Below are 24,926 nucleotides of genomic sequence, written 5' to 3'. Positions count from 1 at the left end.
AGGTGACAGCAGTGAAAAAATCAGTAATTATCGGTATTGCCGGCGGCAGTGCTTCTGGGAAGTCATCGATTTCCCGGCGCTTAAAGGAAAGATATGAAAATACCAATTCAGTAGTTATTATCCGTCAGGATGATTACTATAAGGATCAGAAAAATAAGACGATGGAGGAACGTGTAAAAACGAATTACGATCATCCATTTGCTTTTGATAATGATTTATTTGTAGCCCAGCTGAAACAGCTGATGGCGGGTGTCGCTATTGAAAAGCCGGTTTATGATTTTGTTGTTCATACCCGCAGTGAGGAGACTGAACATATAGAGCCAAGCGATGTAATTGTGATTGAGGGCTTGTTTATTCTTGAGGATGAGCAGCTGCGTGATCTTTGTGATATCAGGATCTTTGTGGATACGGATGATGATATCCGCTTTATCCGGCGTTTGATCCGTGATGTGAAAAAACGCGGCAGAACGATTGATTCAGTGATTGAACAGTATACGACAACCGTAAAAGTAATGCATAATACTTTTATTGAACCGAGCCGAAAATATGCGGATATCATAATTCCGGAGGGCGGTCACAATCAGGTGGCAATCGATCTGCTGACGACAAAAATCAGTAGTATAATACAGGAAAATATGCTATAATAGCCGAGTTAAGGAGTGATAAAATGGCTTCAGAAGATAAGAAGGTACTTGTAACCAAAGAAGGTTATAATGAGTTATTGCAGGAACAGGAAAATTTAATTCATGTAGTTCGACAGGATGTAATCCGTGAATTACAGGAAGCGCGCGCACAGGGTGACTTGAGTGAAAATGCGGACTATGATGCGGCTCGTGACCGTCAGGCACGTGTTGAAGCACGTATTCGTGATTTGGAAGCAATGCTGGCAAATGTTGAAATCATTGATGATGAGGCTGCCAGCCGGAAGAAAAACAGCAAGACGGTAAAGCTGGGTTCAACAGTAAAAATCTTGGATTTGGAATCCAATGAAGAAGAGACTTATACGATCGTCGGTTCAGTAGAATCAGATCCTTTGCAGGGTAAATTATCAAATATCACCCCGCTTGCGGCAGCAATCATCGACAGCAAGGTCGGCGATGTTGTAACGGTGAATCAGGTTGAAGAACCTTATGATGTTAAGATTTTGGAATTGATCGGATAATCAAACAAAATCATATAGATAAGCGTAGATCCAATTGGAATTACGCTTTTTTTCTTGTTCGGCACAGAAAGTGATATTTTGCATTTTCTTGTGCCTTTTTTCTTTTTCTACATAGTATAGGCATGAAAGGATGATAAAGTGATAGGAATTTTTAATTCTGATCAGCGGATGCTTGAAGCACAGCGGTACTTAAGTACATCCACATCGACTTATTTAATTAATAATGTCAATGATGCCTTACCGATATTTGATTATTTGCTGCTGCCGATGAGCGGTATACGTTCTAATCAGGTTAAGCTGCAGAATGCATGGGTGAATCTGCCGGATGATTTTTGGCATCACTGCCGTAAGGATTGCATCATCTTCACGGCTACGGTGAATGAAGAAATCAATCAGCTGCCTTTTAAATGTGTGAACTTATCCGATGATGATCTGTTTCTCAGCGCTAATTCACGGCTGACGGCCGAAGGTGTGCTGTTTTTGCTGCTGGATAACACAACAGTTGGATTGAGTGAATGTAAGGTTGATTTGCTGGGCTTTGGTCACAGCGGTAAAGAAATTTACAATTTGCTGAAGGCATTGGATGTAAAAGTGCGGGTCATTCGCCGAAAGGTGGATCATGAAACAAGTGATTTTATGTCGGTGAGCACATGGAAGCAGCTGCCGGTCAGCGATATAGTTATCAATACCTCATTAACTAATTGGGTCGATGAGAATTTGGTAAATCATTGGCCGAAAGCACCGTTGATTTTGAATATTGTATCAGCCTACCGTATGCCGGAGAGCCGTATAACCTCAAAAGGCGGTCATGTGATTAACGCTGGTGTGCTGCCGGCCTTGATCGCCTCAAAAAGCGCTGGCCGGATACTTGCCGAATGTGTGATGAAGGAGATGGAGCATGGAGAATAGAAAGATATTATTTGGTATTACAGGTTCATTTTGTAATCATCAGGCGATCATTCAGGTTCTGAGAGATTTGGCGGCAGACAATGAAGTACAGGTCGTTTTAACCAAGAATGTGGCAGCTTGTTCAACGCGGTTTTATAACGCGATTGATTTTCAAAATGATTGTGAACACATCACGAATCAGCCATTGATCAAGGATATTGTGGAAGCGGAGAAGGTTGGTCCGCGGAAATATTTTGATTGTATGGTAATCGCACCGATGAGTGCCAACAGTGTTGCTAAGCTGGTAAATGGTGCTTATGACTGTCCGGTTGCCTTAGCGGCTAAGGCAATGCTGCGCAATCAGAAACCGATCATCTGCGGTATCGCAACCAACGATGCATTAGGAATCTCAGGCCGTAATATTTTTAGTTTGCTGGCGCTGAAAAATATATATTTTGTACCGTTTGCACAGGATGATCCCATGAAAAAGCCTAACAGCTTAGTGGCAGATTGGTCTTTGATCGCGCAGACATGCGAGGATGCTTTAATGGGCAGACAGCTTCAGCCAATCCTCAGACAGGTGGTGTTCTATGAAAAGTAAATGTTATGTGGCGATGATAACCCCGTTTACAGAAGCCAATGCAATTGATTATGAAAGTGCTGAACGGATCATTGAAAAGCTGATCAGCGAGGGTGTCAGCGGATTGATGGTATGCGGAACGACCGGGGAATCACCAACTCTTTCAGAAAATGAAAAGCTGGATTTCCTTGAATTTGTCATTAATCAGGTGAATAAGCGCTGTGAGGTATGGTTTGGCGCCGGCAGCAATGCTACCTGCGATTCAGTCCGGTTGATTAAATTAAGTGAACAGCTTGACTTTGACGGCTATCTCATTGTGGTTCCATATTATAATAAACCGTCACAATACGGCTTGTATGAGCATTTTGCGGTCTTAGCGGAAAACGCGCGCAAAAATATCATGCTTTATAATGTGCCGGGCCGCTGCGGAGTAGCGCTGGAAAGTGCGACGGTAATCCGTCTGGCTAAAGATTTTAAGAATATCGTTGCCTTAAAACAAGCGGATCATAATCTTCAGATGGTCAGTGAAATCCTTGCGGAACTCGATGATTTTAATGTTTACAGCGGTGAGGACGGTTATCTGCTCGAAGGGATGATTGCCGGCATGAGCGGCGTTGTCAGTGTGATCGGTCATTTGTATACCCCCGAATTAATTGCTTTTTTTGAGGCGTATGAGCAGGGGGAAGACTGCACCGGCAAAGACATCTTTTTTAAGCTGATCGCTCGTTTGTTTTTCCTTGAAAGCAATCCTTCCTGTGTTAAATATTTATATTCAAAGATGGGGTTATGCAAAAATATTCTGCGGCTGCCCATGAGTACGATTTCTGAAAAGACATGCGCTCAGCTGGATACCTACTTTAAATGACAAAATAATTAAAGGCTTCATGTTAAACTTCAATGGGTGATAAGATGAAGGTAAAGGTTTTTGATGAACAGCATGAGGATGATCTCAGTGATGCAATCAACGAATTTATTGAAAGCAAGCAGCCTAAGATTTTGGATATCCGCTTTGCAACCGCGGCTTTTGAGGGTGAAGATGAACAGATCTTTTGTTTTTCTGCCCTGATTCTCTACGAATAGTTTTGTCCGTGAGGGCTAGACTAAGTTTGGGAGGAAATGACCATGGAAAAGAAAACAAACATCAACTGCCGGGTTGATAACTGTATTTTTAATGAACATCAGTGCTGCTGTGCTCATGAAATTACCGTTGGCTGTCAATGCGGCAAAGCGGATTGCTGTCAGCAGACAGAATGCGATTCATTTAAGCGCAGAGGCTAATGAAAAGGCTGGGTCAAAAGTGATCCGGCCTTTTTATTATTAAATATGAATTCAATTAATTTTATGTTATACTAATTTGTGAGGTGAGTTTATGCATAAAATCATAACCCTTTTATTCTGTCTGTGTCTTATAGGCGGATGCGCTAAATCGAATAATGCGGCTTCCGATACGAATACTAAATATATCGGCTATGTAGAAGCGATTATTAATAATAATTCTACGGTTTCCAGCGAGATTCCTTTTGATTATGATCTTTCAGTTACGAAGGACAGCAAGGGACAGTATGTTTATGAAGTGACAATCAGTAATCCTAAACAGGCAATGTATAATGTTGAAATGATGGTTATCGATGTTTCTAAGGTTGGATCAGAGAATATATTTCCGTCAATTGGTGTCATTGATGAGGAGCAGTTTAATCTGATTCCTTTTCAAAGCAATGCGCAGCGTGGTTTTTATGCGGCTTTGGCATGCAATGGGGTTTCTGATGTACCGCAGTTTACACTCAATGTTTTTGTCGTCTACCGTGATTATTCAGGCTTGAATGAAACACGTATCTTCTTTAATCTCGATGCGGAATACGCAGCGGATGTAGCGGCTCCTGCAGAGGGTAAGGTACTCAATGAAGTCGGTACGGATGAAACGCCGGCAAATGATGAAAATAATGATGAGAATGGTGAAGGCGACGATACCGAGGATTATTCAGAGGATGACTATTATGAGGATGGTTATTATAATGAATATGGTGAATGGGTAGAGGGCGAGAGTTATTAGAATGAAAAATAAGAAGCAATCAATTATTATCGGCGGGCTGATCAGCTCAGCCGGTATCTTTATTTCAAAGCTGCTGGGGCTGCTTTATGTAATTCCACTCAATGCGATTGCCGGCGCGGATAATATGCAGTATTACGGCTTTGCGTATGAGATTTATTCGTATATTCTCAATGTCTCAATTGCCGGTATCCCCTATGCCATCGCAACACTGGTTGCCAAGTATTCAAACATTGGTGATTATCGTACAACGCTGGTAATCAAGCGGATTGCGCAGGGACTGATGGTCGCTTTGGGCTTTATCGGCATGTCTTTTTTAATTTTATTTGCGACCCCGCTGGCCTCAATCGTTTTGGGTGTTAATTCAAGTCCGGAATCGCTGCAGATCACCCGCAATGTGATTGTGCTGATTTCCTTTGCCCTCTTTTTTGTGCCGGTTTTAAGTGCCTTCAGAGGCTTTTACCAAGGCTTGAAGGAAATGGAAATCTATGCATTTTCACAGGTGTTGGAACAGCTCTCAAGGGTCATGTTTTTGCTGGGGGCGGGTGCAATAGCGGTTTATGTATTTAAACAGGATCGCATCTGGGCGGTATATTTTGCTGTATTTTCGACTAGCGTAGCAGCCATCTGCGCGTTGGTGCATATCTTTATATTTGATAAAAAAAATATGCCGGAAATTAAACGGCTTGCGAATGAACAGGAAGTTTATTCGGTGGATGATCATAAGCTGCTGTTTAAGGAATTAGTGCGTATCGCGATTCCTTATCTTTTAGTCGCTATTGTCGGCTTTTCAAATAATATGATTGACTGGCTGTTTTATACGAAGGCATTAGAGGCAACCGGGGTTGCGGCTGATCTTTGCAACTATATCTTTGGTTCAATTATTTCGGTACAGGTGAATAAGGTAACATCGATCCCGCAGATTCTTGCTCCGGGTTTTTCGATTTCGATAATTCCTTATATTACGGTATCAGTCATTGACCGCAAGTGGAAGGAACTGCGCAGACATGTGTATGACTGTGTTGATTCAGTATTATATCTGGCGATCCCGCTTTCATTTTGTCTCTTGTTCTTTTCAAGACCGATTATGTATCTGCTTTATGGCGAGAGCTTGGTAACTTATCCGGGTGCCGGCAATGTGATGCTGATTACATCTTCGCTTGAATTAGGCGGTGTATTGCTGAAATGGCATACGATTGACGCGCTTTTTGGTACGCTGACACCTATTTTTACTTCCTTGCTGATGGCGGTAGGACTGCGTAAACAGAACTTTATCAATTTGATTATCGGCGCGGCTGTAAAGTTGGTTTTTGAAATTCCGTGCATTCATTTCTTTGGTATGCAGGGGGCTTCAATTTCCAATCTGCTTTCAATGCTGACGATTATCTTGTTAGATGCTTATTTCCTGAAACGCAATTACAAGGTGCAGTGGAAATATACGATCCGCAAGATGGTGCTGATGATGCTTGGTGTTGGCGGCATGGCGCTGTTATGTCTGGTATTTAATTTTATCGGCTTTAATGCTGTTGGTCATGGCCGTCTGCTGTGTGTGCTCATATTGGGTATTCAGGGACTGCTGAGTGTCGGTGCTTATTTGGCAATTACGGCATTCCTGCAGCTGCCGCAGACAATTTTTAAGATTGATATTAATAAGATGATGAAACGATTAGTGCGAAGAGGGTAGCTCATGATGCGATTAGATAAATTTTTAGCCCATGCGGGTTTAGGTACGCGCAAGGAGGTTAAGCAGCTGATTCGCAGCAAGCGGATCAAGGTAAATGGTCAGCTGGTGCGTAATGATGATTTGAAAATTGATGAGACAAACGATGTTGTACTGCTGGATGATGAAGCGGTGAGCTATGAGAAATATATTTATATGATGCTGAATAAGCCAGCGGGGGTGATCAGCGCGACCTTTGATGAAAAACAGGCGACGGTCATGGATTGCTTCGATCAGTATATACCGATGGATGCCTTTCCGGTCGGCCGGCTTGATATCGATACTGAAGGACTGTTATTGATTACTAATGACGGTGCGTTGGCGCATGAGCTTTTAGCGCCTAAGAAGCATGTGGATAAGATTTATTATGTAAAGGTGGCAAAAGCGATTACACAGGCCGCTATTGAGGCTTTGGAAGCAGGCATTCAGATTAATGAAGAGGAATGCTGTGAACCGGCAGCGGTGCGGCAAATCAGCGATGATGAGATGGAACTGACGATTCATGAGGGGAAATTTCATCAGATCAAACGGATGATGCATGCTGTTGGCAATGAGGTCGTTTATTTAAAGCGGCTGCAGATGGGCAGCTTAAAGCTTGATGAATCACTGGCTTGCGGTGAATACCGGCCGCTGAGTGAAGCAGAAATACATGCGTTAAAGAACAGGGAGGCAGATTTATGAAACAATATTTAGATTTATGCAGACACATTATGGAGAATGGCGAGCTGCGTCAGGATCGTACCGGTACTGGCACAAAGTCTTGCTTTGGTTATCAAATGCGGATTGATCTGCGTGAGGGATTTCCATTGCTGACCACTAAGAAAGTCTTCTTTAAGGGAATTGCGGAAGAATTGCTTTGGTTTATCAGCGGTTCTACCAACATTCAGCCATTAGTATTAAAAAATGTTAAGATCTGGAATGAATGGCCTTATGAGAAATACACTCAGTCATCCGCTTATCAAAATGAGAGCTTGGAAGAATTTATTGAGCGGATTAAAACTGAGGATGATTTTGCTAAGCAATGGGGTGAGCTGGGACCGGTTTATGGTCATCAATGGCGTGACTTTTTTGGGGTTGATCAATTGGAAAATCTAATTCATGATCTAAAGGAAAATCCTTTCTCAAGACGTCATATCATCAGCGCGTGGAATCCTGCGCAAATCAAGGATATGGCTTTGCCGCCATGTCATGCCTTCATGCAGTTCTATGTATCGGCAGATAAGAAATATCTCTCCTGTCAGCTGTATCAGCGCAGTGCGGATGTATTTTTGGGTGTACCGTTTAATATTGCTTCTTATTCCTTGCTGACGCATATGATCGCTTCAGTGTGCGGCTATGAAGCTAAGGAATTTATCCATACCTTTGGTGATGTACATATTTATCTCGATCATTTTGATCAGGTGGAAACGCAGCTGGCAAGAGAACCTAGAGCTTTGCCGAAGCTGATCATCAATCCGGATGTGAAGAGTATCTATGATTTTAAATATGAGGATTTCAAAATTGAGGGATATGATCCATATCCGGCTATCAAAGCGAAGGTGAGCGTATGATTTCGCTGATTGTAGCTCATGATGAAAAGCTGTGCATCGGCAAGGATGGCTGGATGCCATGGCAGTTAAAAGAAGATTTGAAGCAGTTTAAGGAAAAGACGCTGCATCAGTATATCGTGATGGGCCGGACAACCTTTGAGGCATTAAAAAAGCCGCTGCCGCAGCGTACAACTTATGTTATTACGCACCAGCCGCTGCATTATGAGGCTGAGCATGTTCATGTTATCAATGACTTTAAGGGGTTATTAAAAAAATACCAGCAATGCGACGAATTGCTGATGATCTGCGGCGGCGCTAAAATCTATCAAGCGGCGCTGCCTTATGTGGATGAGATGTGGATTTCATTAGTGCCTGGTGATTATGCCGGCGATACTTATTTTCCAGCCTATGATGTGAATGAATTTATCGTTGTAAGCAAGGAACAGTTTGATGGTTTTCTGTTGATTCATTATCGAAGAAAAGAGGGAACACGATGCGATTTGTAGATATCATTGAAAAGAAACGCGACGGCGGACGATTAAGCCGTGAAGAAATTAATTTTTGGATCAGTGAGTATGTAGCTGAGCGCATTCCTGATTATCAGGTCAGCGCGCTGTGCATGGCCATTTATTTTCAAGGAATGGATGGTGAAGAGATTGCGGATCTGTGCAATGCGATGCTGCACAGCGGTGATATCATTGATTTGTCATCGATTCAGGGTATTAAGGTAGATAAGCATTCTACCGGCGGTGTCGGTGACAAAACGAGTCTTTCCTTAACGCCGATGGTGGCTGCCTGCGGTGCTAAGGTCGCTAAAATGTCAGGCCGCGGCTTAGGCCATACCGGCGGTACACTGGATAAAGTAGAATCTATAAAAGGCTTTAATGTTTTTCTTGATGAAGATGCTTTTGTGAAGCAGGTGAATGATATCGGCATTGCCTTAATCGGTCAGACTAAGAGTCTGGTGCCTGCGGATAAGAAGCTTTATGCGCTGCGTGATGTAACAGCTACCGTTAATTCGATTCCTTTAATTGCGTCAAGCATCATGTCGAAAAAGCTGGCGGCGGGTTCAGACGCCATCCTGCTGGATGTGAAATTTGGTGAAGGCGCCTTTATGCAGAGTGTTGAGGACGCGGAAGAGCTGGCAGCAACGATGATTACGATTGGCAAACATTTAGGCCGTGATACAAGAGCGATGATTTCTAACATGAATCAGCCATTGGGTAATGCGATTGGTAATGCGCTTGAGGTTAAAGAGGCAATCGCTACATTAAAGAACGAAGGCCCGGCTGATTTTACTGAGTTATGTCTGCAGGCCGGCAGTATCATGCTGGTACAGGCTAAAATTGCGGAAAATGAGGAAGCGGCCATGGTCATGCTGAAAAAGAGCATTGAGGATGGCAGTGCATTAGCCAAGCTGATGGAGCTGGTAGCGGCTCAGGGCGGTGATGTCGAACAGATCAAGCATCCTGAATTATTGCCAACGTCAAAAACCGTCGTTGAAATAAAAACGCATAAAAACGGTTGGATTCGTGAGCTTAAAGCGCTGGAATTAGGCACATTAGCAATGCAGATCGGCGCGGGAAGAGCGGTTAAGGAAGATACGATTGATCCGGCTGTCGGTATCGTATTAAATAAAAAAGCCGGCGATGCGATTCATGACGGTGATGTGCTTGCTTATGTTCATATCAATGCGCCATTAAGCGATGAATGGATCAATCATTTCCATGAATGCTTTGTGGTTTCTGATACTGTCTGTGAGAAAATGCCGTTAATTGTAAAGGTTTTATAAAACAAGTCTGAGGGTTCTCAGGCTTTTTTGCATATTTCTGCCTTTGAGTCCATAGAATGCATTGAGGTGAATCAATGAAAAAGGGTTGGATAGCTATCCTGATCTGCATGCTGACCTTAACGCTGAGTCCAATTAAGGCTGAGGAAGAACAGGAACAGCCGGCTTTAGCAAATCAGGCACAGAGCGCTTATGTGATGGAATATTCTACAGGCCAGGTAGTTTTTAAAAAGAATGAAACCGAAAAACTGTTTCCGGCTTCCATGACTAAAATGATGGGGCTGATCCTGATTTTTGAAGCGTTGAATAATGGCAGTTTAAGCATGGAGGATACGGTTACCGTCAGTGAAACGGCGGCTTCTATGGGCGGCTCACAGATATTTTTAGAAGTGAATGAGGTAATGAAGGTTGAGGATATGATTAAATCAATCTGTATCGCATCAGCCAATGACGCAATGGTGGCGATGGCAGAAAAGCTGGGCGGCAGTGTAGAGAATTTTGTGAAGAAAATGAATGATAAAGGAAAGGAAATCGGTTTGGAAAATACCCATTTCGTGAATACGACCGGACTCCATGATCCCGAGCATTATTCCTGTGCCAAGGATATGGCCCGGATTGCCCAAGTGCTGATTCAAACCGGCGGTGATCAGCTGCTGGCCATTACTTCAACTTATGATACGTATATCCGTGAAGACAGCGAAAAGCCGTTCTGGCTTGTGAATACCAACAAGCTGATCAAGCAGATGGAGGGTGTCGACGGCTTAAAAACCGGTTTTACCCAGGAAGCGATGAGCTGTATCACGGTTACCGCAAAACGCGACAATCTTCGACTGATCAGCGTGGTGATGAAGGAGCCTAGCAGTCAGGTAAGAAATGCGGAAACCAAGCAGCTGCTGGACTATGGCTTTGCGATGTTTGATCAGAAAATAATCTATGAAAAGGGCAGTGTGATCGACGCGCTTAACATCGATTTGGCAAAGCCGGAAACGGCTGAGCTGGTTACTTTAAATGAGGTGCCGATTGTCTTTAAAATAGGGGAAGAACCGCAGATTACAGAACAAAAGGTAGTGCTTACTAAAAATGAACTGCCGTATGCCGTTGATGAAAAAATTGCTGAGCTGGTGATCACGCTGGATAATCAAACGACGCTTACGGTTGATTTGGGCGTAAATGTACCGATGGAAAAAGTATCTTATTTTGATCTGTTTTTAAATCTATGGAAACAAGTACTTGCGTAAGGACGCGGTGCTTGTTTTTTTTGTCGAAGCTTAGGAGTGTTTGTCGTAAATCAACTTTCATTTTAAAAGCTGTGATAAGATAAAAAACGAAAGGAAGGTCTTATGCGAACAGAACTAAAAAACAATCGACTGATCATTTATTTCAGCGAAGAATTAGATAACTATGCAATCACTCAGCTTAAGGATGAATGCATAAAGCTTATTGAGAAGGAGAAACCAGCTGCCCTGTGCTTTGACTTCAGGGATGTCACTTTTGTAGACAGCACCGGCATCGGATTTTTATTGGCCCGTTATAAGCAATGTCAAAAACTGGGGATAGCCATGAGTGTTGCTAATCTTTCCAAAAACAACCGTGCTTTATTTGCTATGTCCGGTATCTTCCAGCTGATCCGTGAAGAAAGAAATGAGGGAAACTATGAATAAGATGTGTTTGACTTTTAAAAGCAGAATTGAAAATGAAGCTTTTGCGAGAACATCGGCAATTGCTTTCCTGATGCCGCTCAATCCAAGTGTTGATGAGGTGATGGAAATTAAAACAATTGTCGCGGAGGCAGTTACCAACGCGATCATCCATGGCTATGAAGGCAGCCGGGAGGGAATCGTAAAGCTGGAAATCGGCTATGAGGTAAATTCATTGGTGACGATTATCGTTACTGATAAGGGGTGCGGTATCAATGATATTGATCAGTGTCTGCAGCCTTTGTATACAAGCAAGAGTGAACTTGAACGCTCGGGTATGGGAATGACAATCATGGATACATTCTCAGATTCCTTTGATGTTATATCGACACCGAAAGAAGGTACGACCGTTGTTATCCAGAAACAGCTCCACAAATCCGCTGACAACGCTTGATAATGAAGCGCTGATCAAAGCGGCTCATGAGGGCAATGAGGCGGCCAAGGAAGCCTTTGTGGAAAAGAATCAGGGTTTGGTCTATTCATGTATTCAGCGTTTTGTTTCTAAGAAAATCAGCCGTGAGGATCTTTTTCAAATCGGCTGTGTGGGATTGATGAAGGCGCTGAATAATTTTGATCTCTCAATGAATGTTCAGTTTTCTACTTATGCGGTGCCGATCATCTTTGGTGAAATCAAACGTTTTTTTAGAGATGACGGTTCCATGCGCATCTCACGCTCACTGAAAGAAGGCTTTCTGGTCATGGTGAAGGTCAAGGATGAATTGTTTCAGAAATTGAACCGGGAACCGACGTACAGTGAGATTGCTGCTGCCAGCGGCTATGATGTCAGTGATGTATTGCTGGCTTTTGACGCGAATCAGTTTATCTATTCCTTAGATGAGCCAATCTATGAAAAAGATGGCAATTCATTGTATCTTGAGGATAAGATATCGGATCGTGAGGTGAGTGATATCACACTGCGCTGTGCGATGCAGAAAGAAATTAAGGCTTTGGATGCCCGGGATCAGCTGTTGATTCATTATCGCTATGAATGCGGTCTGAAGCAGGATGAAATTGCCAGAAAGCTGAATATATCTCAGGTACAGGTCTCCCGTTTGGAGAAGAAAATTTTGAAGCAGCTGAAAGAACGTTTTGTCAGTGATTAATTGTTTAAGCATCTCCTTGTCTGCACATACTATGGACAAGGAGGTTTTTTTATGAACGAAATCCATTTAAAAAAGGTTGCTGAACGTCATGAGCCAAAGCGGCATAAGCTTCGCAATGCGCTGCTGGCATTTGTGTTTGGCGGCTTGCTTGCCGTTATTGGTCAGTTTGCGGCAAATTTTTTAGTTGAACAATTTCAGATGAAGGCTGATGAATCGGTAACAGTGGTTGTGTTAGCCGTCATCTTGATTACTGCTTTATGTACTGGCTTAGGTATTTATGATAACCTGGCGCAATGGGTAGGCGCGGGGTTATTTATTCCAATCAGCGGGTTTGCCAATTCATTGGCTTCTGAGGCATTGGAGAGTAAGAGTGAAGGTTTGATCATGGGCATCGGTTCGAATATGTTTAAGCTTGCCGGCTCGGTGCTGACTTATGGCATTGTGGCAGCCATTGTATTCAGCGCGATCCGCTATGGGGTGAGTTTATTATGACAACGCTGCAATTTAAAAATGTTTATGTGCAAAGCAGCGGCTGCGCGGTAGGCCCACTGGAGAAGGCAGGTCCATTGGGCGAATATTTCACGAATGCTTTTAGTGATAACTATTGTGAGGAATCAACCTTTGAAAAAGCTGAACGGCGTCTGATTAAAGAAGCTGTCAGCGATACTTTAAAAAAGGGTAAACTGACAACCCATGACATTGCATTGGCATACGGCGGTGATTTAATCAATCAATGCGCGTCTTCCAATTATTTTGCAAAGGATCTCAAGGTTCCTTTTGTCAGCTTATACGGGGCTTGTTCCACCTCAGCTTTAGCGATGGGACACGCGGCAATTGCTGTTGAGCATTTACAAATGAAGCATGTGCTGGCATTTACTTCATCACATACAGCAACGGCGGAAAGGCAGTTTCGTTATCCCAATGAATATGGCACACAGAAAAAGGAAACGACAACTTCGACGGTTACCGGTGCCGGGGCAGTGGTGTTAGGCAGCAAGCCAGCAGCAATCGCGGTGACTGCTTTTACGATTGGTCAGGTGATCGATTGGAATTTCAGCGATGCCAATGATATGGGCCGTGCCATGGTGCCTGCTGCCTATGATACGCTGATGACTCATTTTAAGGATATGAATCGTACTTTTGATGATTATGATCTTGTTGTAACCGGTGACTTATCGAAGCTTGGTTATGCGATGCTGAGCGACTTGTGTCTGAAACAGCGTTTTCAGCTTGATAATAAGCTGAATGACTGTGGCTTAATGATCTATGATGTCAACAATCAGCCGATTTTCTGCGGCGGCTCAGGCTGTGCCTGTTCAATGGTTGTAACGGTTAGTAAGCTGTTTGAACTGCTGCAGAGTAAGCGGATGAAGCGTATTCTATTGATTGCGACCGGCGCTTTGCTGACACCGGTAATTTTAGCGCAGAAGGAAGCGATCCCTTGTGTCGCTCATGCGATCTGTTTTGAAAGGAAGGATGCTTAATGGTTTACATCTATGCGTTTTTAACGTGCGGCACACTCTGTCTTGCCGGTCAGCTGATCTATGATAATACCAAGCTGACACCCGGTCACATAACCTCGTTATTTGTTGTGCTGGGAGCGTTTTTGGAAAGCTTTAATATTTATGATAAGCTTGTTGATTGGGCAAGTGTCGGAGCCTCACTGCCGATTACCAGCTTTGGTCATTCTTTGGCTCATGGTTCCTTTGCCGGTGCGATGGAGGATGGCTGGCTGGGACTGATTACCGGTGTATTTGATAAATGCAGCGCCGGTATTGCCTTCGCAATCTTCATGGCTTTTATTGTCGCAGTCCTCTTCAAACCTAAATCATGAACGAAGTACGTCTGGCATCCATCAGACAAAAGCTTTCCGCGTCCTTTGATGTATCCTTTACCACCTATGAGCTGCACGGCCGTACAATCAGTATGATTTTTTTATCGAGTCTGTCCGCTCAAAGCGCTGTTAATGCTTTGATTCAAGGCTTTACACAAAGTCCTAAGGAGGACCCTTTAACCTTTTTTAATGGTTCCGTCAGTGCTCTTTTGGATGAACAGGCAGCAATTACTCAGATCTTAAGCGGCCAATGCGTTGTGCTTCTCGATCATGATCCGGCTTATTACAGCGTTGAAACCCGCGGTTATCCGACCCGTTCAGTGCATGCACCGGAAAATGAAAAAAGCATCCGCGGTTCGAATGATGCCTTTGTAGAGAATATCATTCAGAATGTTGGCTTGATCCGCCGCCGTATCCGTGATGAACGGCTGGTGGTGGAGCTGGATAAGGAAGGCAAGCTGACTAAAACAGATTTAGCCCTTGTCTATATGCGCGGGATCGTTGATCAGGATGTGCTTGATGATTTTAAGCATCGCCTGCAGGCAAACAGTCAGGTTGAAATCTACAATGACCGCAATCTGGTAGAAGCGCTTTATGGCAAAACATTGAATCCTTATCCTCATGTCCGTTATACTGAACGCCCTGATCTATGCGCCTTGCATCTGCTGCAGGGAAGCTTAGTCGTATTGGTAGATACGATACCTTCCGCTATTCTGCTGCCAACCACTTTCTTTGAACAGATCCAGCAGGCAGAGGAATACACCCAGACACCGCTGCTGGCATTCTGTACCCGGCTGTCACGCTATATCGGCATCTTCTTATCAATCTACCTGATGCCCTTGTGGATTGCCCTGCGGGTCAGCGAGAATCCAACGATGCTGAATCTGCCGGTACAGGGCGTTCATCCGTTTGAATTTGGCTTCCAGATACTATTTGCTGAGCTGGTCGTTGAATGGATTCGCCAGTCACTGATTCATGCTCCCAATATGCTTTCCGGCATCATGGGCTTTCTTGTCGTCTTTGTGCTTGGTGATTTTGGGATTGAATTCGGAGCATATACCAAAGAAATACTGATTATGATTGCCATCAGCAACCTCGGTAACTTTCTAACCCCCGGTTATGAAATCTCACTGGCAAATAAATTTTCCCGTATCTGTTTGAATTTAATGACATTGTTCTTTAAGATACCCGGTTTCTGTATCGGTATTATCGCACATTTTCTATTGCTGTTATCGACGGATACAATTAAGTATCCTTATCTTTATCCCTTGATTCCTTTTTCCTTCAAGGAGATGCGCCGTCTGCTGTTTGGCTCATTGATCCACTCAACTAAAAAACAAAATGATCAGATGAAAGCGAAATGATTGAATAATTTCGCTTTTTTCCTTTTCATCGGATATAATGGAAATACTTATGATTAGACGGAGGTATTTATGACTAAACAACTATCCGATATGAACCTAGAAGAATTGTGGCACTTATTTCCAATCTCACTGAGCGCTTATCAGCCATGCTGGCAGACATGGTATGAAGAGGAAAGGCAGTTTTTGTGCATGCTTTTACCTGATTTGTCCTTAAGAATCAATCATATCGGCTCTACGGCAATTAAAGGGATATGGGCTAAGCCGATCATCGATATCTTGATTGAAGCGGCTGAACCGTCTGACCTGAAACAGATTAAAACATTGCTGATAAAGAATGGCTATATTTGTATGTCAGAGACAGAAAATCGCATTTCATTAAATAAAGGGTATACAGAGCGTGGCTTTGCGGAAAGAGTCTTTCATATTCATTTAAGACTTAACAATGATCATGATGAAATATATTTTCGTGATTATCTGAATAAACATTTTGAGATTGCGAAAGAGTATGAGCAATTAAAGCTGAAATTATGGAAGCTGTATGAATTTGACCGTGATGGGTATACCTTGGCAAAAACCAGTTTTGTATCTAACTATACCCGATTAGCTAAAGAAGCGGCTATGAATAATGAAAAAGGAGACAAAATGAAAATCGTAGAAATTATGGATCGCAGTGACTTATTAATTGAACAGCTTATGGCTGTTTGGGAAAACTCAGTGTCAGCAACTCACTTATTTTTATCAGCTGCTGAAATATCAAAAATTAAAGAATATGTTCCTCAGGCGCTGCTTTCCGTGCCGCATCTCATCGTGATGATGAATGATTGTAATACTCCCATCGCTTTTATGGGGATTGCGGAAAAGCGGCTTGAAATGCTGTTTATTTTAAATGAAGAGCGCGGCAAAGGCATCGGCAAAAGACTACTTCAGTTTGGCATTGATCACTATGCAGTAAATGAATTGACAGTGAATGAACAAAACCCTCAGGCTGTCGGTTTCTATGAACACATGGGATTTCAAACTTATAAGCGCAGCGAGTGTGATGAGCAGGGGAATCCCTATCCGCTGTTGTATATGCAATTAATTTAAGCTCACAAATGAATCCATCATCACGATCCATACTGTGAGTGTAAGTAAAGTTTAAAATAATTTGATGCAGCTTTTAATTTACATTGAATACGAATGATACCTTGTTCTATGTTAAAATATAAAATAGAAGGCAGGGGTCAGTGATGATAAGAATCGCAATTTGTGATGATGATGTTAAAGTATTAGCAGCTTTAAAAGACTATTTACATTGCTATGCGAAAGAAAAAAATATGCAGCTTAATGTAATATTGTTTCAAAATGGTATAGAACTATTAAAACATGATATTAAAAACATAGATATGATTTTTCTGGATGTAGAAATGCCGGAAATAAACGGAATAGAATTAGCTAGACAGATACGGCAAGTAAATACGCAAGTAATGATTTTATTTGTGACTAATTATATTCAATATGCATTGCAGGGTTATGAAGTACAGGCTTTTCGTTATTTGATTAAGCCAATAAACCAAGCTGAATTTAATCAAACAGTGACAAAGGCATTAGACCAGATTTGGCATCAACAAAATGCTTATCTTGCAGTTAAAACTCGTTTTGAAACCATACGTGTCCGTATTGATACGATTTATTATGTTGAAACTGAAAAAGGACATGTTATGATTCACACTGAAGATGAAAAAATCGAATGCTATTCAACAATGGAAAAAATAGAAACGGTTCTGCGGGAAGAAGGTTTTTTTAGATGTCATAATGCTTTTTTAGTTGCCTTAAAAGCAGTGAAAAAAGTTCAATTAAATGATATCGTTTTAAACAATGGCACGGTAATAGCTCTCAGTAAAAATAGAAAGAAGCAATTTAAACAAGTATACACTGATTTTTTAGGAGGTAATTTCCTATGATTGATTGGTGGGTTTGGTTATTTCAGGCTTTTGTATTTTCATTTAGTTTTGTATATTTGACACGTTCATTGCCAATAAAATATAAAAGAAATATCTGTTTTATTATATTATTTTGCGTTTATTTAGTGTTTTATTATCCCACTTCAAATAATTCATTGCTGGAGCCTGTTTTTCGCTATGGTAAATTTATTTTATTTTACTTTTGCTGGGCTTTATTATTTCTTAAAATTAATCTGAACTATGCTTTGTTTCTAAGTGTTTTTTGTACAGCTTTAATGGGAACTTGGTATAGTTGTTTTCAACTCTTGTTTTGGCTTTTAGGAATACAAAACCGTAATTTACTTGTATTGATATCCGGCATTGCACGGATTCTCTCTGTTGTTTTCTACAAGCAGAAAATCATTCGCATTGAAGAGGACAGAACGATTCCAATACCAGAGTTACTGATTAGTATTCTTCCTGCATTAAGTTGTTTTCTAGCCAATCTAGTGATGTATAGCTTATTGTTGAATACGGTTGCTTTGTCTCAATCGCAAAGCTTTCTTTTCTTTTTATTGGCTGTTTTTTTTGCTGTATCAACCTTGGCTGTTCTTGCATCTACTGAGAGTTACTTTAAGTCAGTCCTGTTACAAGCAGAATCTAAACGTGCTGAGAATCAGCTTTATTTACAATATCAATTGTTTTTAATTGAAAGAGAAAAAGATGAACAGCTTAAGGCACTGCATCATGATATGAAAAATCATTTATCTGTTTTAAATCAACTGTCAGAAATTGAACAAGTGCATGAGTATGTCAATCAGTTAAAAGAGTCTGCGGAAATGGCCATGATGATACCAGACACTGGTAATCCGATTTTAAATGTGATTTTGAATCAGAAAAGTAAATGCTGTGATGAAAAAAAGATTATATTCAAAATGGGTATTCGATTTGATAATTCGGATTTTCTTTCATCAATGGAAATATGCACACTTTTTGTCAATTGCTTGGATAATGCAATTGAAGCGGCAGAGAAGTGTGAAATTAATCAACGTTTTATTGAGATTGCTGGCGGTTGGGTAAATGGGTGTTTGGTTGTGCGTATCCAAAATACATTTCATGATCACCCAATTATAAACGAGAATCAATTACAAACGAGTAAGAAAGATGCTGCGAATCATCGGTATGGATTAAAAAATGTACAAGCTGTATTGAAAAAGCATCAAGGTACATTAACTTTAAAAGAAGAGGATCAACGTTTTGTAGTTACATGGATGATTCCAAGTCCAAGCAATGACTAACTAAAGCTTGAAACTGCCCAGTTATCATTAAGACCTTGTCAGTAAAATCATAGCTTGATAAAGTGTAAGAACAAAGAACTGGATGTTCTTATGCAGGAGGGACAAGATGAAACGATTTTTTAATTTAATACTGACAAGTATATTATGCTTAGCACTGGCAGGCTGTAGTTCAGCCGAACAAACAACCGAAATCCTTGACGAACCAGTGGCAAAAACCAGCGCTGATGTGATTGTTGTTGGCGGCGGCGGCGCAGGTTTGGCAGCTGCTGCAGGTGCAGCTGAAAGCGGTGCGAGTGTCATTATTATAGAGGCAGCTGGTTTTACTGGTGGTGCGGCAATGACTTCCGGCGGTCACATGGCAATGCTTAATGAAGAAATGAATGCGGCTGCTGAAAGAAATGATGAGGACTTATATAAGTATTTAGATTATCAAGAAGAAGATTTTAACGAATGGGCACCTTCATTGACGATATTGAAACAACAAGTTACACAATATTTGGCATCAGATCAAAAAGGACGTTTTGATAGTGTTGAGAGGATGATTGTCGATCACTATATTAAAGGTAAAGGAATGGATTTAGATGGTAATGAAGTAAGTCAAGATTATGAATTAGTGAAAGAAGCACTGGAAAACAATTGGGAAATTTTCACATGGCTGCAAAGCGGCGGTATGGAAATTAAAGATACGTTTTATAATGTGCATGCGAATAATCCGGTAGATGGTGGTGTCGGACTTGCCAATGCATTGAAAAATCTTGCTAATAAAGCTGAAGTGGAAATCATTTTAGAAACACGAGCTATTGAATTAATTGAAGAGGATGGCAAAGTTGTTGGTGTCATCGCTTTGAATAAAGAAGGAAATGAAGTTGAATATCGTGCAGAAAAGGGTGTTGTTTTAGCAACTGGATCTTTTTCAGGAAATACAGAAATGTGTGCTGAATATCAAAGAATCGGTACAGGATTGACGGCTAATAACGCGAGCAATAATTTTGCATCAAATCAAGGTGATGGTATTGTTATGGCACAGCGTTTAGGTGCTGAATTGCGTGATATGCAATTTATGATGACGGTATTAAAAGGGTATCAGGGCGGCTGCACACTCTCTCAATCAGGGATAATCACAGGTAAACAGCAGCTGGTTGTTAATCAAGAAGCAAAACGTTTTGGTGATGAATCAAAAGGAACACTGAGTGCTTTGATAAACAATCAACCAAACGGACTAGCTTATTATGTGGGCGATAGTAAGATGATTGAGGCAATCAATGCTGCTGATGAGGATTTCTTGGAAGAAAAGAAGGATAACGGATTTCTCTTTTTTGGTGATTCATTAGAAGAAGCAGCACAAGCAGCAGGATTGGATAGCGATGTATTTATTGAGACAGTGACACAATTCAATCAAGCAGTTCAAAATGGGAAAGATGAAGAATTTGGCAGAGAAGATTTTAATGGAGAAGTAAACGAAGGACCTTACTTAATTGCTAAAATGGAAATGGCTTATCATTTGACCTATGGCGGCTTAGTCATCGATAATGAGACACATGTATTAAAAGAAGATGGCAGTTGGATACCTGGTTTGTATGCAGCCGGTGATGTTACAAGCGGTTTTGAAGGCGCTGCTCATCAAAGCGGTGATTGCTTATCCATTGTTGTCTATTATGGGAAAGCAGCAGGTCAGAATGCTGCACAGGCCAAATAATTAATGTTTTAAATATAGAAGATTCATATTTGTTTTTTAAGGAACTGCTTTGTTTGGCAGTTCCTTTTCTTGTCTGACAGCTGATATAAGTAAAAAACGAGTGTTTTTGAACTTTAGATTTAGCAGTATTTAAAAAGAGAGTAATCGATCGTATTCATTAATTGATGCAGACCCTGTCTGATTAAAGGGGTGAGTTTTAATTGGAACTTCTTTATTTCAGAAGTGATTTTTGTTATAATTACCCCTAGAGGTGATTCCATGGCATTTGAAGTAACGACCCATTCCTTTGAGGGACCTCTTGATTTGATGCTGCATCTGATCAAGGAAAATAAATTGGATCTTTTTGATTTGGATATGGATATATTAACGGAACAATATCTGACTTATCTGAATGCGATGGAAGCCTACCATCTTGAGATAGCCAGTGAGTATTTATCCGAGCTGGCAGGCTTGATAGAATATAAAAGCAAAAAGCTGCTGCCTCGTGAAAAGGTATTGATTGAAGAGGAGTTTGAAGAGGATCAGCGTGATAAGCTGGTAGCGCGGCTGCTTGAATATCAGCGCTATAAAGAGGTCTGTCAGACATTTGAGGATTATTATAATCAGCGTCAGATGTCTTATACAAAACCGCCGAGTGAAGAGACGAATCAATGGATCACTTTAGTTAGAGAAGAAGAGCTTCAGGGGAATCCTTATGATTTGGTAAAGGCGATGAATAAAATCATCCGCCGTTCATTTTTGCAGCGTCCTCAGCAGACAAGGATGACGATTAAGGAATTATCACTGGATGAGCGTGTCGTACAGATTCAGGATCGTCTGCGGTTTTGGAGCGGTAAAATGAATTTTGAAACATTATGTGAGGATTGTACGGATCTGCATATGGTGATTGTAACGTTCTTGTCAGTATTAGATCTGATTAAGCATGGGGAGATTAACTATGCTGTTGATGACGATGATACGATCTGGATCATTAAAGGAGATGAATAAGATGGAATTAAAGCCAGTCATCGAGGGACTGCTCTTTTTAAGCGGCGATGAGGGATTGACGATTGAACAGCTGAAGGAAAGCTGTGAATGCAGTGAAAATGAGGCACAGCTTCTGCTTGATGAAATGATGAAAGATTATCTTGAGGATCAGCATGGCATTGAGCTTGTATGCTTTGGCGGCTGTTATAAATTTATCTCTAAGGAAAAGATTCATCCTTATGCGGAGAAATTGTTTTCTTCAACTAAGATGGGAACCTTATCTCAGGCAGCGATGGAAACCTTGGCAATCATAGCTTATAAGCAGCCGATCACGCGGGTTGAGATTGAAGAAATCAGAGGCGTCAGCTGTGATATGATGATTCGTAAGCTGTTGGCTCGCTCACTCATTAAAGAGTGCGGGCGTACCGATGCACCGGGCAGACCTTTTCTTTATGAGGTTACTGAAGAATTCATGGATGCTTTTAAATTAAAGAGTTTGAATGAATTGCCGGATCTGCCGGTTATTGAACAGAATATGGATGAGGAGTTATTCAATGAATAAGGATAATTTAAGGAAAGCGCATGACTTTTTAAAAACACATTTATATTCCTTTGAACAGCTTGATATTCTTGATTTAAATTATCGGTATGAGCATTCACTGAGAGTATATCAGCTCGGTTTAAAGCTATGCGCGGCTGAAGCTTATGATGATGAGGTGCTGCCTTTGGCATGTCTGCTGCATGATTATGGTAAATTTGACGCTGAAAAAGAGATTGACCATGGCCGGGTATCCGCCGCGCTGGTACAGCCTTTTTTGAAAACTTTAGCCTTAAGTGAAAAGCAGCAGCATGATATTCTGTATTGTATTGCCATGCATGTAGATGATCAATGTCCGGGCGATTATCCGCATATCCGTGAGGCGGATGCCTTGAGTGACTGTGACAACATTGACCGGCTGGGTGCTTATCGGATTGCAGAGACGTTCTTGTATGAAATGAGCGCGTTCAAATCAATGCCGGCATTGCGGGAAAGGATTGTCTGGCGCTTAGCGAATGTGAATCGAATGCTTGATGAGGGCATGGGCGGCAGCGCGTGTGCTAAAGAGCTGTTTAAAGAACAGCTGACATTGCTGAAAGCTTATAATGAAAAGCTTTTGGAACAAATTGATCTTTCCGTTTTTGAATAATCAGCTTCGGCTGATTTTTTTCTTGTCTGAAATGTGTTGCTGCTGCATACAATGATAAGGGTGAAGCTTATGAAAAAATGTCTGCTGTTGCTATTAGCGTTGAATTTACTGGCGCCAATGCCTATTCGGGCCAGTTATGTAGTGATTAGTTCAGATGGCAGTGTGATTGAAGAAAAGGATAGCCATGATGTACAAAGTGTAGCATCCATCAGCAAAATCATGACCGCGCTGGTGGTTTTGGAACACAGTGAGCTCAATGAGATCGTTACCATCAGCTATGATGCCTCTCATCAGGTCGGCAGCTCAATTTATTTAAAGGAGGGGCAGCAGGTGACCTTGATTACATTGCTGCATGGCTTGATGCTTAGAAGCGGCAATGACGCGGCTTACGCGCTGGCTGAGCATGTCGGCGGCAATGTGGCAACCTTTGTTGACATGATGAATGAGAAAGCCGCTGAATTAGGCATGAAAGACAGTGTGTTCCGCAATCCCAGCGGTTTAGATGAAGAAGACGGCGGCAATCTTTCAACCTGCTATGATATGGCTTTATGCATGAAAGCGGCGATGGCCAACGATGTATTCAGAAAGATTGCCGGCACGCAGAATTATCATGGTGAGCTAGGTGTCTGGAAGAATAAAAATCGTCTGCTTGCGGAATATGACGCGTGTAACGGCGGCAAAACCGGATATACGATGAACTCCGGCAAAACCTTAGTGACCAGTGCTCAGGCAGGGGACAGCGAAAGTATTGTTGTCAGTTTTCGTGAAAGTGAATATTTTGAACTGCATAAAGCCAAACATGAGGCGTTTTTTGAACAATATCAGGAATATGTAATTCTTGATCAGGGACTGTATAAAACGCAGGGAATTGAATTCAGTGTTGCTGAACCGTTTGTCTTTCTTGCTGCCAAAAGTGATCAGCAGCCTTTTAAAATCGTAACCAGTATCGATAAGAATACGGTTACGGTTATGGTCAGCAGCGGCCAAGTAAGCAAGACACAAAGTTATCCAATCATCAAACAATCTTTGTTAAGGAAGGTGTTTTCATGAACAAGCTCTGGAATGTGATGATTTTATGTTCATTGGTCTATGGCATAGCTACCGGCAAAGTTGATGCTTTGTCACAGTCAATGGTTACCGTTGGTGAAGAAACATTAAATTTTGTACTGCCATTATTAGCAATCACTTGCTTTTTCAACGGTATTTTAGAAATTGCTCAGGCTGGCGGCTGTCTGGCTTTTCTGGAACGCTGTCTGCGGCCATTTCTCCGTTTTATCCTGCCTGATATCAAGGATGATACAGAAACTCTCGGTTATGTTGCCAGCAATATTGTAATCAATATGTTTGGCCTTGGCTCAGCAGCAACACCAGTGGGCTTAAAGGCAATCAAGGGAATGCAGAAGCATAATCCGGATAAGGAAACCGCCAGCCGGTCTATGGTTACTTTTCTGGTGCTTAATACTGGCGGCGTAACGATCTTTCCTACCACGATCATCGCGCTGCGGGCGGCCTATGGATCTTTAGATCCTACTACTTTTATTCCCTTTGCCGTCGTATCGACGCTCTTCGCTTCTTTTGTCGGTTTAGTTGTAGACAGGTGGTGGAACCGTGCTTAGCACAAACATCATTCTGCCGGCCTTTTTGGGCATTATTCTGATTGTTGCTATTATTAAGAAAGTAGACGCATACAGTCATTTTGTTCATGGCGTACAGGATGGCTTCGGCTTATTTAATGATGTCTTTCCAGCAATGCTGGGGATGATGTTCTCCATTGCGATGATGAAGGAAAGCGGTCTTTTAGATGCCATTGCCAATCTGTTTACTTCTTTTGCTGGTGTCATACCAAAGGAAATCTTTCCGATGATGCTGTTCAGACCCATCAGCGGCAATGCGTCGCTGGCAGTGATGATCGATATTTTTAAAACCTTGGGTGTCGATTCCTTTGCCGGTCAGATGGCAAGTATCATTCAAGGCTCAACCGATACGACATTATATGTTATTACACTTTATTTTGCCAGCGTCGGCGTGAAAAAGATCAAAAATTCACTGGTAATCGGTTTAATCAGTGATTTAGCCGGTATTACGATGGCAATTCTTTTAACGTTCTATTTCTTTTCATAGCTTTTTAGGGTAAAATAAGGAAT

Annotated in this window: 31 protein-coding genes; all 31 read left to right on the top strand. The window is 41.7% G+C overall.

Features of this window, described 5'->3' with window-relative positions:
• The first annotated feature begins 11 nt into the window (after positions 1 to 11).
• Positions 12 to 644, top strand: a complete 633-nt coding sequence (gene udk, locus DAHG_RS17830; protein WP_022939715.1) for a uridine kinase — start codon at positions 12 to 14, stop codon at positions 642 to 644.
• A gap of 23 nt (positions 645 to 667) precedes the next feature.
• The gene (gene greA / locus DAHG_RS17825) at positions 668 to 1,162 is read left to right on the top strand and encodes a transcription elongation factor GreA (protein ID WP_022939714.1); all 495 of its coding nucleotides are present in this window, start codon (positions 668 to 670) and stop codon (positions 1,160 to 1,162) included.
• A 138-nt stretch (positions 1,163 to 1,300) separates the two neighbouring features.
• Complete coding sequence (locus DAHG_RS17820; protein WP_022939713.1) at positions 1,301 to 2,071, top strand: hypothetical protein; 771 nt, start codon at positions 1,301 to 1,303, stop codon at positions 2,069 to 2,071.
• Positions 2,061 to 2,651, top strand: a complete 591-nt coding sequence (locus DAHG_RS17815) for a dipicolinate synthase subunit B (protein WP_022939712.1) — start codon at positions 2,061 to 2,063, stop codon at positions 2,649 to 2,651. The genes DAHG_RS17820 and DAHG_RS17815 overlap by 11 nt, the downstream gene beginning before the upstream one ends.
• A complete protein-coding gene (gene dapA, locus DAHG_RS17810) occupies positions 2,641 to 3,495 on the top strand; it encodes a 4-hydroxy-tetrahydrodipicolinate synthase (RefSeq protein ID WP_022939711.1) in 855 nt (284 codons plus the stop codon). Before DAHG_RS17815 ends, dapA begins: the two co-directional genes overlap by 11 nt.
• Positions 3,496 to 3,539: 44 nt before the next feature.
• Positions 3,540 to 3,710, top strand: a complete 171-nt coding sequence (locus tag DAHG_RS17805) for a sporulation protein Cse60 (RefSeq protein ID WP_022939710.1) — start codon at positions 3,540 to 3,542, stop codon at positions 3,708 to 3,710.
• Between the two features lie 42 nt (positions 3,711 to 3,752).
• Entirely contained in the window at positions 3,753 to 3,908 is a 156-nt protein-coding gene (locus DAHG_RS21020) for a DUF1540 domain-containing protein (RefSeq protein ID WP_022939709.1), read from the top strand.
• Between the two features lie 91 nt (positions 3,909 to 3,999).
• Positions 4,000 to 4,680 (top strand): hypothetical protein, encoded by a 681-nt coding sequence (locus DAHG_RS17795; RefSeq protein ID WP_022939708.1) that lies wholly within the window; start codon positions 4,000 to 4,002, stop codon positions 4,678 to 4,680.
• A 1-nt stretch (position 4,681) separates the two neighbouring features.
• Positions 4,682 to 6,361: an oligosaccharide flippase family protein gene (locus DAHG_RS17790; protein WP_022939707.1), complete on the top strand. Its 1,680-nt coding sequence runs from the start codon at positions 4,682 to 4,684 to the stop codon at positions 6,359 to 6,361.
• A gap of 3 nt (positions 6,362 to 6,364) precedes the next feature.
• Positions 6,365 to 7,078 (top strand): pseudouridine synthase, encoded by a 714-nt coding sequence (locus DAHG_RS17785; RefSeq protein ID WP_022939706.1) that lies wholly within the window; start codon positions 6,365 to 6,367, stop codon positions 7,076 to 7,078.
• Positions 7,075 to 7,947: a thymidylate synthase gene (locus DAHG_RS17780; RefSeq protein ID WP_022939705.1), complete on the top strand. Its 873-nt coding sequence runs from the start codon at positions 7,075 to 7,077 to the stop codon at positions 7,945 to 7,947. The genes DAHG_RS17785 and DAHG_RS17780 overlap by 4 nt, the downstream gene beginning before the upstream one ends.
• Positions 7,944 to 8,432, top strand: a complete 489-nt coding sequence (locus tag DAHG_RS17775; RefSeq protein WP_022939704.1) for a dihydrofolate reductase — start codon at positions 7,944 to 7,946, stop codon at positions 8,430 to 8,432. The genes DAHG_RS17780 and DAHG_RS17775 overlap by 4 nt, the downstream gene beginning before the upstream one ends.
• Complete coding sequence (locus DAHG_RS17770; protein ID WP_022939703.1) at positions 8,420 to 9,718, top strand: pyrimidine-nucleoside phosphorylase; 1,299 nt, start codon at positions 8,420 to 8,422, stop codon at positions 9,716 to 9,718. The genes DAHG_RS17775 and DAHG_RS17770 overlap by 13 nt, the downstream gene beginning before the upstream one ends.
• A gap of 74 nt (positions 9,719 to 9,792) precedes the next feature.
• Entirely contained in the window at positions 9,793 to 10,953 is a 1,161-nt protein-coding gene (locus DAHG_RS17765; RefSeq protein ID WP_022939702.1) for a D-alanyl-D-alanine carboxypeptidase family protein, read from the top strand.
• A 102-nt stretch (positions 10,954 to 11,055) separates the two neighbouring features.
• On the top strand, positions 11,056 to 11,376 hold the full coding sequence (locus tag DAHG_RS17760; protein WP_022939701.1) for an STAS domain-containing protein: 321 nt from the start codon (positions 11,056 to 11,058) through the stop codon (positions 11,374 to 11,376).
• A complete protein-coding gene (spoIIAB, locus tag DAHG_RS17755) occupies positions 11,369 to 11,806 on the top strand; it encodes an anti-sigma F factor (protein WP_022939700.1) in 438 nt (145 codons plus the stop codon). The genes DAHG_RS17760 and spoIIAB overlap by 8 nt, the downstream gene beginning before the upstream one ends.
• Positions 11,763 to 12,515: a sigma-70 family RNA polymerase sigma factor gene (locus DAHG_RS17750; RefSeq protein ID WP_022939699.1), complete on the top strand. Its 753-nt coding sequence runs from the start codon at positions 11,763 to 11,765 to the stop codon at positions 12,513 to 12,515. Before spoIIAB ends, DAHG_RS17750 begins: the two co-directional genes overlap by 44 nt.
• Before the next feature lie 51 nt (positions 12,516 to 12,566).
• Positions 12,567 to 13,007: a SpoVA/SpoVAEb family sporulation membrane protein gene (locus DAHG_RS17745; RefSeq protein ID WP_022939698.1), complete on the top strand. Its 441-nt coding sequence runs from the start codon at positions 12,567 to 12,569 to the stop codon at positions 13,005 to 13,007.
• Positions 13,004 to 13,999 carry a stage V sporulation protein AD gene (gene spoVAD / locus DAHG_RS17740; RefSeq protein ID WP_022939697.1) on the top strand — a complete coding sequence of 332 codons (996 nt, stop codon included), beginning with the start codon at positions 13,004 to 13,006 and terminating at the stop codon, positions 13,997 to 13,999. The genes DAHG_RS17745 and spoVAD overlap by 4 nt, the downstream gene beginning before the upstream one ends.
• Positions 13,999 to 14,349 (top strand): stage V sporulation protein AE, encoded by a 351-nt coding sequence (spoVAE, locus tag DAHG_RS17735; RefSeq protein ID WP_022939696.1) that lies wholly within the window; start codon positions 13,999 to 14,001, stop codon positions 14,347 to 14,349. The genes spoVAD and spoVAE overlap by 1 nt, the downstream gene beginning before the upstream one ends.
• Positions 14,346 to 15,713: a spore germination protein gene (locus DAHG_RS20210; RefSeq protein ID WP_022939695.1), complete on the top strand. Its 1,368-nt coding sequence runs from the start codon at positions 14,346 to 14,348 to the stop codon at positions 15,711 to 15,713. Before spoVAE ends, DAHG_RS20210 begins: the two co-directional genes overlap by 4 nt.
• Before the next feature lie 69 nt (positions 15,714 to 15,782).
• Positions 15,783 to 16,799: a GNAT family N-acetyltransferase gene (locus DAHG_RS21950; RefSeq protein ID WP_022939694.1), complete on the top strand. Its 1,017-nt coding sequence runs from the start codon at positions 15,783 to 15,785 to the stop codon at positions 16,797 to 16,799.
• A gap of 143 nt (positions 16,800 to 16,942) precedes the next feature.
• On the top strand, positions 16,943 to 17,656 hold the full coding sequence (locus tag DAHG_RS17720) for a LytR/AlgR family response regulator transcription factor (RefSeq protein WP_022939693.1): 714 nt from the start codon (positions 16,943 to 16,945) through the stop codon (positions 17,654 to 17,656).
• Entirely contained in the window at positions 17,653 to 18,933 is a 1,281-nt protein-coding gene (locus tag DAHG_RS17715) for a GHKL domain-containing protein (RefSeq protein ID WP_022939692.1), read from the top strand. Before DAHG_RS17720 ends, DAHG_RS17715 begins: the two co-directional genes overlap by 4 nt.
• 106 nt (positions 18,934 to 19,039) lie before the next feature.
• Positions 19,040 to 20,629: an FAD-dependent oxidoreductase gene (locus DAHG_RS17710; protein WP_022939691.1), complete on the top strand. Its 1,590-nt coding sequence runs from the start codon at positions 19,040 to 19,042 to the stop codon at positions 20,627 to 20,629.
• A gap of 258 nt (positions 20,630 to 20,887) precedes the next feature.
• Positions 20,888 to 21,616: a segregation and condensation protein A gene (locus tag DAHG_RS17705; RefSeq protein WP_022939690.1), complete on the top strand. Its 729-nt coding sequence runs from the start codon at positions 20,888 to 20,890 to the stop codon at positions 21,614 to 21,616.
• Entirely contained in the window at positions 21,609 to 22,157 is a 549-nt protein-coding gene (gene scpB / locus DAHG_RS17700) for an SMC-Scp complex subunit ScpB (RefSeq protein ID WP_026881065.1), read from the top strand. Before DAHG_RS17705 ends, scpB begins: the two co-directional genes overlap by 8 nt.
• A complete protein-coding gene (locus DAHG_RS20750) occupies positions 22,150 to 22,782 on the top strand; it encodes an HD domain-containing protein (protein ID WP_022939688.1) in 633 nt (210 codons plus the stop codon). Before scpB ends, DAHG_RS20750 begins: the two co-directional genes overlap by 8 nt.
• Positions 22,783 to 22,851: 69 nt before the next feature.
• The gene (locus DAHG_RS17690) at positions 22,852 to 23,832 is read left to right on the top strand and encodes a D-alanyl-D-alanine carboxypeptidase family protein (protein WP_022939687.1); all 981 of its coding nucleotides are present in this window, start codon (positions 22,852 to 22,854) and stop codon (positions 23,830 to 23,832) included.
• Positions 23,829 to 24,398: a hypothetical protein gene (locus tag DAHG_RS17685; RefSeq protein WP_022939686.1), complete on the top strand. Its 570-nt coding sequence runs from the start codon at positions 23,829 to 23,831 to the stop codon at positions 24,396 to 24,398. The genes DAHG_RS17690 and DAHG_RS17685 overlap by 4 nt, the downstream gene beginning before the upstream one ends.
• On the top strand, positions 24,391 to 24,903 hold the full coding sequence (locus tag DAHG_RS17680) for a spore maturation protein (RefSeq protein WP_022939685.1): 513 nt from the start codon (positions 24,391 to 24,393) through the stop codon (positions 24,901 to 24,903). Before DAHG_RS17685 ends, DAHG_RS17680 begins: the two co-directional genes overlap by 8 nt.
• The last annotated feature ends 23 nt before the right edge of the window (positions 24,904 to 24,926 follow it).

The organism is Dielma fastidiosa (assembly GCF_000313565.1).
GTDB classification, from domain to species: Bacteria; Bacillota_I; Bacilli_A; order Erysipelotrichales; family Erysipelotrichaceae; genus Dielma; species Dielma fastidiosa.
Note: the sequence above shows the minus strand (reverse complement) of the source record. Positions and strands in the feature narration are given on the sequence as shown.